The 10,183-nt window shown below is 44.8% G+C and carries 8 protein-coding genes; 6 read left to right on the top strand and 2 right to left on the bottom strand.

Translation table 11 applies throughout. The annotated features are described in order from the left end of the window. The first annotated feature begins 94 nt into the window (after positions 1-94). The 3 genes from BJP37_RS20775 (at position 95) to BJP37_RS39695 (ending at position 3,195) form a co-directional block, all read left to right on the top strand. On the top strand, positions 95-1,363 hold the full coding sequence (locus tag BJP37_RS20775) for an RNA-guided endonuclease InsQ/TnpB family protein (protein ID WP_075901618.1): 1,269 nt from the start codon (positions 95-97) through the stop codon (positions 1,361-1,363). Positions 1,364-1,667: 304 nt separating this feature from the next. Next, positions 1,668-2,930: a methionine adenosyltransferase gene (gene metK, locus BJP37_RS20770; RefSeq protein ID WP_075901616.1), complete on the top strand. Its 1,263-nt coding sequence runs from the start codon at positions 1,668-1,670 to the stop codon at positions 2,928-2,930. Positions 2,931-2,997: 67 nt separating this feature from the next. After that, the gene (locus BJP37_RS39695; RefSeq protein ID WP_158069693.1) at positions 2,998-3,195 is read left to right on the top strand and encodes a hypothetical protein; all 198 of its coding nucleotides are present in this window, start codon (positions 2,998-3,000) and stop codon (positions 3,193-3,195) included. A 209-nt stretch (positions 3,196-3,404) separates the two neighbouring features. Here BJP37_RS39695 and BJP37_RS20760 read toward each other — a convergent pair whose 3' ends face one another. Both BJP37_RS20760 and cofH read right to left on the bottom strand, forming a co-directional pair. Beyond that, complete coding sequence (locus tag BJP37_RS20760) at positions 3,405-5,120, bottom strand: DUF3352 domain-containing protein (RefSeq protein ID WP_229415394.1); 1,716 nt, start codon at positions 5,118-5,120, stop codon at positions 3,405-3,407. Between the two features lie 121 nt (positions 5,121-5,241). After that, on the bottom strand, positions 5,242-6,429 hold the full coding sequence (gene cofH / locus BJP37_RS20755; protein ID WP_075901612.1) for a 7,8-didemethyl-8-hydroxy-5-deazariboflavin synthase subunit CofH: 1,188 nt from the start codon (positions 6,427-6,429) through the stop codon (positions 5,242-5,244). A gap of 185 nt (positions 6,430-6,614) precedes the next feature. On the opposite strand from cofH, the gene BJP37_RS20750 reads away from it, so the two are divergent. From BJP37_RS20750 to BJP37_RS39690, 3 genes are all read left to right on the top strand, one after another. After that, positions 6,615-8,417 (top strand): glycosyltransferase family 39 protein, encoded by a 1,803-nt coding sequence (locus tag BJP37_RS20750; protein WP_075901610.1) that lies wholly within the window; start codon positions 6,615-6,617, stop codon positions 8,415-8,417. 262 nt (positions 8,418-8,679) lie between these two features. After that, positions 8,680-9,888, top strand: coding sequence for a glutathione S-transferase family protein (locus BJP37_RS20745; RefSeq protein ID WP_075901608.1), 1,209 nt, complete (start codon positions 8,680-8,682; stop codon positions 9,886-9,888). A 75-nt stretch (positions 9,889-9,963) separates the two neighbouring features. Then, positions 9,964-10,116, top strand: coding sequence for a hypothetical protein (locus tag BJP37_RS39690; protein ID WP_158069692.1), 153 nt, complete (start codon positions 9,964-9,966; stop codon positions 10,114-10,116). Positions 10,117-10,183 lie beyond the last annotated feature (67 nt).

Below are 10,183 nucleotides of genomic sequence, written 5' to 3'. Positions count from 1 at the left end.
TCCATCTGACAAACAGTTTGACAAAACAGTGACCGCCTTTTGTCAGTCAGTCAGGCTATTTATCACTAATTAAAAATATAGTATAATAATTTTTATGATATTGAATTACACCTATCGCCTAAAACCAGATGCTAGACAAGTAGAGCTGCTTTGTGAGTGGCTAGAAACTTGTCGAGTGTCCTATAACTACGCACTTAGGGAGCTAAAAGACTACATAAGCTCTCGAAAATGTGCCATAGATAGGTGTAGTTTGGAGTCGGAATACATCATGAGTGCCGATTATCCGTTTCCTGGGTATCAGCAACAGCAAAACAACCTTCCCAAAGCTAAAAAAGAGTTTCCTAGGCTCAAAGCAGTTCCCTCACAGGTGCTACAAACTAATATCAGAAGACTCCACGACGCTTGGGAATTCTTTGTCAAACGCGGCTTCGGCTTTCCGAGGTTTAAAAAGTATGGACAAATGAAGTCAATGCTTTTCCCTCAGTTCAAAACCAATCCAATTACTGGATGGCATATAAAGCTACCAAAGCTAGGCAGGGTGCCAATCAACTTGCATCGACCAATACCAGAAGGGTTTGCCATCAAGCAAGTAAGAGTAGTCAAAAAAGCTGTGGGTTGGTTTACAGTTGTGACTATCGAGTCGGATCTTCAAATTCCTGACCCAATGCCTCACGGTCATGTGATTGGGGTTGATGTCGGCTTGTTGTCTTACTGCGCTACTAGTGATGGTTTTGTCGAACCTGGGCGTAAATTCTTCAAAGATCTACATCGTCGGCTGAAAGTGCTACAACGTAGATTATCAAAGAAACAAAAACGTTCGGCTAACTACGAAAAAGCCAGGATTAAGGTAGAAAAGCAGCACAATCACATTGCCTTCAAGAGAAAAGATTATCAGTTCAAGCTAGCTCACTGTCTCTGCGACATGGCGGATACAATCTTCTTAGAGGATATTGATTTCCGGATCATGGCAAAAGGGTTTTTAGGTAAACACACTCTAGACGGAGCGTTTGGTCAATTTCGTACCATTCTCAAATACGTAGGAAAGCGACGCAATGTATTTGTCGATCAAGTTGACCACAGAGGCAGTAGCCAGACCTGCCCTAACTGCCGCGTTGAAGTCAGGAAAGAACTAGAAGATCGGGTGCATACCTGTCCTCAATGTAGCTACTGTGTTGATAGAGATGTTGCCGCAGCTCAAGAACTGTGTAATCGAGGCATAGAAAAACTTAGTACCCAGGGACTCTGGGGGAAAGAAATTGGCTGTCAAGTCGGGCTGTCGGGGGCATTTAGCCTAGATCAGTGGCGTAGGGCAGCAATGTCCAATAGTGATATTGGGAACCCCGCGCTATACCCATCGGGTTAGCGTCGGGAGGATGTCACAGATTTCATAAAAACGAGAGCGAGAGGATAAAACGTTGCTCGGATTATGGATTTTAATGATTCATGAATTAAAAAATAGGTAAATAGTCAAAAAGTATAGTTTTTTTGACTATTTACTCGTCAAATCATTCTGAAAAAGGATTTAGGATTTTTATTCAGCATCTGTTGATCATCAATTTATGAAAAATGCTACAATAATAGTTTAAAATTTTAATAGTGGCGAGTTCAAGCAACTCAAAATGATCTATGCTATACAGGTTCAGTAATAGTTAAAGGAGAATTGATAATTGTCTCGTCGCTATTTATTTACCTCTGAATCGGTTACCGAAGGTCATCCTGACAAAGTCTGTGATCAGATTTCTGACACTATCCTAGATGCTATGCTCGCTCAAGATCACCAAAGCCGTGTTGCGGCAGAAGTGGTCGTTAACACCGGTTTGGTATTGATTACTGGTGAAATTACCTCCCAAGCCCAGGTCAATTTGATTGATTTGGCGCGGAAGAAAATTGCTGAAATCGGTTACACTGATGCCGACAATGGTTTCTCTGCCAACAGTTGCTCTGTTTTAGTTGCTCTTGATGAACAATCTCCTGATATTTCCCAAGGGGTGACTACTGCCCAGGAAAGTCGGCAGGAAATGAGTGACGATGAACTGGATGCCATTGGTGCAGGGGACCAAGGTCTGATGTTTGGCTTTGCCTGCAACGAAACCCCAGAACTGATGCCCATGCCCATCAGCCTGGCTCATCGGGTTTCTCGCCGTCTGGCAGCTGTACGTAAAACTGGTGATTTATCTTACCTGCGTCCTGATGGCAAAACCCAGGTCAGTGTGGTTTATGAAGATGGCAAGCCGGTTGGGATTGACACGATTCTGGTTTCCACCCAACACGATGCCACTATTGGTGATATTACCGATGAGGTAGCTGTCCAGGCAAAAATTAAAGATGACTTGTGGTCAGCAGTGGTGGAACCCTGTTTCCAAGATATCGATATTAAGCCGGATAACAAAACACGCTTCCTGGTGAACCCGACAGGGAAATTTGTGGTTGGTGGTCCCCAAGGTGATGCAGGTTTAACTGGTCGCAAAATTATTGTAGACACCTATGGCGGTTACTCACGGCATGGTGGTGGTGCTTTCTCTGGCAAAGACCCCACTAAGGTAGACCGTTCCGCTGCCTATGCCTGTCGCTATGCAGCTAAGAATATTGTGGCAGCAGGTTTAGCAGAAAAATGTGAAGTCCAGCTGAGTTACGCGATTGGGGTGGCTAGACCCGTAAGTATCCTTGTAGAAACCTTTGGTACTGGTAAGGTGGACGAGGAGATTTTGCTGGAATTGGTCAACAAGTATTTTGAACTGCGTCCTGCTGGCATCATCCAAACTTTCAATCTGCGCGGATTACCCGCAGAACGGGGTGGTCGTTTCTATCAAGACACGGCAGCTTATGGTCATTTCGGGCGTACTGATTTGATTCTGCCTTGGGAAGAAACTGATAAAGCAGAAATCCTGAGGGAAGCTGCTGGTAAATCTGGTGCTGTATCGATGGCATAAAGTAGTACTCGGTTAATTCAAGGTGTTAGGTGTTAGGCATTAGGCTTTAGGAATTAGTTAAAGCCTAATGCCTAGTGCTATCAGCTATCAGCTATCAGCTATCAGCTATCAGCTATCAGCTATCAGCTATCAGCTATCAGCTATCAGCTATCAGCTATCAGCTATCAGCTATCAGCTATCAGCTATCAGCTATCAGCTATCAGCTTTCAGCTATCAGCTATCAGCTATCAGCTATCAGCTATCAGCTATCAGCTTTTGTGAATAAGCGATGCAGCGCGGTCTTGGGGGTTTCCCCCATGAGCGACTGCATCAAGACAACAGGTAACCATTTGTTTAATCTGAGTTACGTCAGCCTAATGTAGATCGCTGACCACTGACCGCTGACCCCTGACCGCTGACCCCTGGCCCCTGACCACTGACCGCTGACCACTGACCCCTGACCGCTGAATGCTTACCTAATACCTAATAGCGTCTTTAGGGCTTTTGCTGATTATCTCCCTTCTTAGTTTCAGCAGCTTTACTAGGTTGAGACTGTTTTTTCAACTGAACAAAAAGTTTAAAGCGGGTACGATTGGGGTCGATTGTAGCAACCGTTAAGCCGATGGTATTAATTGCCTTTGCTAAGATTTCTTGCTGGCTTGGTAGTTGGGCGAGATTGAGATTACTGCTGTTGAGGGTACGCTCAACATCAAGGAAAAATTGACCAGTGTTGGGATTAGGTTTGGTTGGTACGGTATTTTGAAACAGAGGTGCTTGAATTAGTGTCTTTTGGGGTTGAGGGACTAGTTCACTAGCAATGGGGGCTCCTAGGGTGAAGAAGACTACATTCCCTTCTAACCAGCCGTGGGTAGCATTCACCCCTCCTAAAGTAGCTGTCCAGCTCACCATTGGTTGACCGTTTACCTGAGTTTCTACTACTGGTAACTGATAACTATTGGTGATTAAGTCATCCAATTGCTGTAGGGTTGCTTGAGCACTAGAGCGATCGCTTACTTTTACCATCAATGCTATCCCAGCTCCTAAGGGAGCAGAGTAAGGGTTATCCTGAAGCGCCAGTTGTTCGGGAGACATTGGTATTAAGGCTAGGGCAAATTCCCCTTCCATCCAAGATAATAAATCTTTTTCCCAATCCAACCCTAAGGTGGTTTTCAATCCAGCTTGGAAATTGTCTGGGGAAATGGGGATGAGAGAATTTAATGCTCCTTGTTCGGTATAGTATTGCCAAAATTGTCTGATGTTACCCCCAGATATAATGCCTAGGGTACTCGCTGGCATCCGTCTAGGCAAAAAAGAACCGCTATTTTGGTTACTGGTGTTAACAGTGCTTCTGGGTTTGAGCCAGGAAATCCCTTCAAAACTTATCCCCTCTGGTGCTAGGGTTACTGTTGTGACTATGTCTTGCTTTAAGGGTTTAGCTGCTGTTGTTTGAGCCTGCTCCTGGAAATCAGCGCCTACTGCAGCTAAAAAAGTTGGGAGATTAATATACAACTGAGCAAAGGACTGATCAGTTTTAATCTGAGCGATCGCATCTTGGTACCCAGACTTACTAGCTACGGAAATATCTCCTTTGTAGGTGTCAATCACCTGATCAATAATTTTGGGGTTTTCACTCACTACTAAAAAACGCCCCAGCACTGCTACTGAGTACTTTTGGGAGTTACTCTTGTTCGTTTCGTAAACCTGAATACCTCTGTAGGTTCTCTCAACCCACTGTTTCCCTGATTGAGATTTGGCTTTTTTGAACAGCTCCATTGCTTGGGTTAGTTTGTCAATGGGTAGTACAATCAAACTGGGAAAAGCTGATTGATCGTTTGATAAGACTGCTGGTGATAACTCTCTAGGGCTAAAGTATGCTAAGGTAACGTCTTCACCCAACCAAGGTTTGATATCTTGCTGATAGTTGTAGCCGTTAGCAGTTAGTAAATTTTCTTGCAACTGAGCAAGCTGTTTTTCCAAAACTTGTCGAGATTCAGTTGTGCCATACTTTAGCAGCTGTTGCCATTGTTTGGAGTCTGTAGAAATTGATGCGGTAAAGAAGGCATTTTGCGGAACTAACTGGGTACTGACCTGAATATTTGGTTTGAAAATCTGCCGCCGCACTAGCAACCAGTAAGCGGTTACTCCACCGCCTACTACCAAGACGGCTGCTGCAAAAATTAGCAGTAGAAAAGATTTCTTTTTTTTGGTCATGGATTTGATTGCTAGGGACATTAAGATAAGAGCTTATATCTCTGTGTGACCGTTGAATCTGATTAAAATTGGTTGTGCGCCAATTACCAATTAGTAATTAATAATTAGCAATTACCAATTACTAAGTAACAGGTATGGTATCAACCAGATTAGAAGTGATTAACTGGACTTGAGCATAGTTGTAGATTGTATCTCGTTGCTGATAGGGACGCCCAAGGGATTGAATCGCTGCTTGTAATGTTTCTACTTCCATACAGGTACCCCCCATAGCTCCGGCCATAGTGGTGATATGCTCCTCCATTAATGTGCCACCAATATCATTACAACCCCATTTAAGGGCATCTGTCGCCCCGGCAAGACCGAGTTTTACCCAACTGGGTTGGTGATTTTTAATCCAGTTCCCTAGGAAAATCCGAGCTACAGCTGTGAGCAATAGAGCATCTTTCAAGACCGGTTGATCCCGTCCAACACGATGGCGTAATGCGTTGGGGGCTTCCTGTCCGACAAAGGGCAGTAAGATAAATTCGGTGATTAAGCCAGGGTATCCCTGGTTACGGGCTGTTTGTTGAAGCGATCGCAATTTTTCCAAGTGTGCCATTTGTTGTTGGGGTGTCTCAATATGACCCGAGAGCATGGTACTGGTTGTGGGCATTCCCAGTTGATGAGCTGTTGACACAATCTCTAGCCAAGTGGCGGTATTGGTCTTTTCTGGACAGAGAATACGTCGGACATGATCATCTAAAATCTCTGCTGCTGTTCCTGGCATTGAACCAAGACCAGCCTCTTGTAGTTGAGCAATCACCTGGGCATAGCTAAGTCCATCTTGCTTAGCAATAAATTGCACTTCCTGGGGAGAGAAAGCATGGAGATGCAGCTGAGGAAACTCCTGCTTAATGGTTTTTACCAACTCTAGGTAATAGGGCAAGGTTGACCCATTTATCTTTGCCTTGGGGTTGAGTCCGCCCTGCATGCAAATTTCTGTAGCATTCCGCCGCACCGCATCCGCTGCTTTTTGATGAATTTGCTGCCAATCGAGCCAATAAGCACCCTCGTCAGAGGCATTCCGGCGAAAAGCACAGAAACTACAGTGCTGGGTACAGATATTGGTAAAGTTGATATTACGGTTGATAACATAGGTAACCGTATCCCCAACTTGTTTATAGCGCAACCGATCCGCAGTTTCTTGAATTGACGCTACGGCCTGAGCTTCAGTTTGCTTCAAAAGCACAACCCCTTCATCGGGTGATATATCAATACCCCCTAAGGCACGGTTGAGAATAGTATCAATACTAGTGGTAATCACAGGCATATTAAGTAAACCTACATTCAGTAAATCTACAATGATCGCAGTGATCGCAGTTGAACACCTCCATGGTGTAGCCGGAAGGTGAAAATAACTTAGGGGCTAAAACCCCCTGTTTCCATATATTTTGTCTGTCATCTATTTCAATTCCATTGGCAAGTGTGCTCCTTTGCTGATTGAGGTTACTATTTTTGAAAACTTTCCTGAGAAGTCTCTGGTTTCAGCCCCTGTTGCTATTATTTTGGATTACTATTGGCAGTGTTTTACGCTTCACTAACCTCACCCTGAAGTCCCCCTGGACCGATGAATTTGCCACAATCGTGTTCAGCTTGGGCAATAGTTATCAAACCTTACCCCTAGACCAAGCCATTTCCCTATCTACCCTGTTACAACCACTGGAATTTAATCCAGAATCGGGAGCATCAGCAGTTATTCATCATTTATTTACTGAGGATCACCACCCTCCCCTATATTTTGTCCTGGCGAACTGGTGGATGAGGCTATTCTCCTTCGGTGTACAGGCGTTCGATGGAACATCGTTACAGGATAGCGACTTAGTAATTTGGGGGATGCGATCGCTTCCCGCCCTGTTCGGTATAGTATCAATTCCAGTAATCTATGGACTGAGCTGGGTAGGGTTTCGTTCCCGGTTAGTGGCTCAACTAGCAGCAGCAATTATGGCTGTGTCTCCCTACGGTGTCTTTCTAGCCCAGGAAGCCCGTCATTACACCTTAGCCATTCTGTGGGTGATGGCATCCCTGTGCTGCTTAGTTATTGCTGTACAACATCTTCAACGCCAGACTGTTCTGCCGATTTGGATATCCCTGTCTTGGGTAGTGGTTAATTGTTTAGGTATAGCAACCCACTATTTTTTTCTCCTGACCCTGTGTGCTGAGGCCATGGTTTTGTTAGGACTTTGGGGATTAGCCAAACTTTCTCCTTCTCGACCCTATCCAATCCGGCGCATTGGTGCAGTTGCGGCAGGTAGTGCCATGGGAGGATTAGTTTGGTTACCGGTGTGGCTATCGAGTTACGATGCTCAGATGACTGAATGGATTATCAGTAGCACTGAAGGGAGTTGGGCTTGGACCAAGCCAATTTTTCAAGCTTTCGCTGCTTGGATCACCATGTTATCTCTTATGCCCGTAGAGTCATCTTCCCTGATAGTGGTCATTGCTTCGGGTTTGGTGATGTTGGTGTTTCTAATCTGGTTGCTCCCGATTCTCTATCGCTATCTAAAAATACAACTAAATCACCCTCAGACTGGTTTGGTCACAGGGGTTTTAGGGAGTTTCTTGATTAGTGCGATCGCATTATTTTTTGGTATTACTTACTGCCTTGGTACTGACCTCACCCGTGGTGCTCGGTATAGTTTCGTTTACTTCCCTGCTGTGATTGTCTTAGTAGCAGCCGCCCTAGCCGTGAGTAACCCTCGCGCCTCAACCACAAATTCCACTGACAATAGTAGCCCTAGTAGACCAAAAACCATAGCGCTAGTTTTGATAATGGGGTTTTTGAGTAGTATTACCGTAGTCAGCAATCTAGGCTATCAAAAATACTATCGTCCAGATTTATTGGTACCCATAATTGAACAACAGTCATCAGTACCGATACTAATTGCTACTACTCACAACACCTTGGTACAGACTGGTGAAATGATGGGGCTGGCTTGGGAATTCCAACAGAAGGCTGATCAAAAACTATCCTCCGTCAATCCCCAATTTCTATTGGCACATCAAGACCAAATTCGGTGCCAGCAGACAAATTGTCCGGCTGCTATCACTCTTAAACAAACTGTCGCTGATTTGTCAAGTCCCCTAGATTTATGGTTGGTGAATTTTAACGCAACAGTTGAAGAGTTACCTAATTGTTCTGCTGAGAATTCTGTTAATAATTTAATATCCGTGGATGGTTACCAAGCTCAGCTTTATCACTGTCTTGGTTCTAAGCATTCAGCCGTCAGCAATCAGCCGTCAGCTTATTTTATTCAATAGCTGATAACTGATAGCTGAATGCTTATACTAAGTTGCGGTCAAAGGTACAACTTTCTCTTCCGCCAATCTCCCCATCTCCCTATCTCCCTATCTCCCTATCTCCCTATCTCCCCATCTCCCCATCTCCCTATTTCCCCATCTCCCCATCTCCCTATTTCCCCATCTCCCTATCCAACTAATCTACTCTCTTTGAATGCAACTCGGTATTACACAAAATCTGCGATAGTATCTTTTGTACCAAACTCTAATTAAACCTACCACCATGAGTATCGCCCCCCTAACCTGGCAAGAACTAGAAGCTCTGACGGATTTTAAAATAGATACTGTTAATGGCGCTACTAACGCTCAATCTTGTTTGCGCCTATTTGGTTTTACTGAATCTGATATTCGGGTTACCCTATACCGGGATAACCACGCTTGGTGCCCTTACTGCCAGAAAATTTGGCTATGGTTGGAAGAAAAACAAATTCCTTATCGTATCAAAAAAATTACCATGTTTTGTTATGGTAAGAAAGAACGTTGGTACAAGCAGAAAGTGCCATCCGGGATGCTACCAGCCCTAGAGCTAGATGGTAACTTGATCACCGAAAGTGATGACATTTTAATCGGATTAGAGCGGGTTTTTAAACCCTTAGAGCAAAGCATGAAAGACCCGGCTGTCATAAAGCTAAGGCAGTTGGAGAGACTTCTGTTTAGAGCTTGGTGTAATTGGCTGTGCTATCCTACACGTTCATCTAAAGAAGAGCAACATCACCAAGACCAATTTATTCAAGTGGTGGAGATGGTGGAAAATGCCCTAAGCTCCACTCCAGGTCCTTACTTTCTTGATCAGTTCGGTACTGTTGATGTAATTTTCATTCCTTATGTGGAAAGGATGAATGCCAGTCTTTATTACTACAAAGGCTATTCTCTAAGGGAAGAAAACCCCCGATTGGCAGCTTGGTTTGAAGCCATGGAAACCCGACCTACCTATCGTGGCACACAGAGCGACTTCCACACCCATGTCCATGATTTGCCTCCCCAGATGGGGGGTTGCTGGCCAAACGATAAACCCCAGACGTTAGTCAATCAGGCACGGGTGGACAATGGTCCTTGGGAAGGACTACCGGATGTAACTTACCCAGAACCGGAAACCTCCCGTACTGAAGCTCTCCAACGAGTGCTTAAACACCGCACCAATATCATTCGAGTTAACCCCGCCGACGAGACCTTGTTTGATCCAGCCCTGCGTTGTGCCTTGACAGACATGATTACCGGGGAAACCTGTATGCCACCGTTGGGTTCAGATCCTGCTCTTAGATATTTGCGCGACAGAATTAGTGTTCCTCGGGATATGTCTATCTATGCTGCTAAGAGGCTCAGAGAGTCTCTGGAAAAAACTGCCTCTTTAGTAGGAAATGGTCAAGGTTCTGCTATTCCCATCCGTCACCGACGTGACCAAGATCCAGCTAACTTTGCCAAGGCGATCTAGAATTGCGATTAGCCCGAAGGGCTACGCTACGCGAACGCACTAACTTTATCCAGCACATTAATCCTAGGGTGGGCAGTGCCTACCAACCCTATGGCCAGCTTGGTGAATCTGGCTGATCCACTGCCCACCGTAGATCAACCAATCGTAGGGTGGGCAGTGCCTAGCAACCCGATGGCTAGCTTGGTGAATCTGCCTGATCCACTGCCCACCGTAGATCTCAGGAGTTAGAAGCTTGGAGTCATAATAAATTATAGCCATTGGCCAAGGGCTATCAATAAGACCTAATTAAATTAAT

The sequence above is a fragment of the Moorena bouillonii PNG genome, from assembly GCF_001942495.1.
Taxonomy (GTDB): Bacteria; Cyanobacteriota; Cyanobacteriia; order Cyanobacteriales; family Coleofasciculaceae; genus Moorena; species Moorena bouillonii.
This window is presented reverse-complemented; position numbering and strand designations above follow the sequence as displayed.

Bases quoted from the DNA above. Each gene is read 5' to 3' on its own strand.
- BJP37_RS20775 (WP_075901618.1), top strand. From the start codon at position 95: ATGATATTGAATTACACCTATCGCCTAAAACCAGATGCTAGACAAGTA.
- BJP37_RS39695 (WP_158069693.1), top strand. From the start codon at position 2,998: ATGCCTAGTGCTATCAGCTATCAGCTATCAGCTATCAGCTATCAGCTA.
- BJP37_RS20760 (WP_229415394.1), bottom strand. From the start codon at position 5,120: ATGACCAAAAAAAAGAAATCTTTTCTACTGCTAATTTTTGCAGCAGCC.
- cofH (WP_075901612.1), bottom strand. From the start codon at position 6,429: ATGCCTGTGATTACCACTAGTATTGATACTATTCTCAACCGTGCCTTA.
- BJP37_RS20745 (WP_075901608.1), top strand. From the start codon at position 8,680: ATGAGTATCGCCCCCCTAACCTGGCAAGAACTAGAAGCTCTGACGGAT.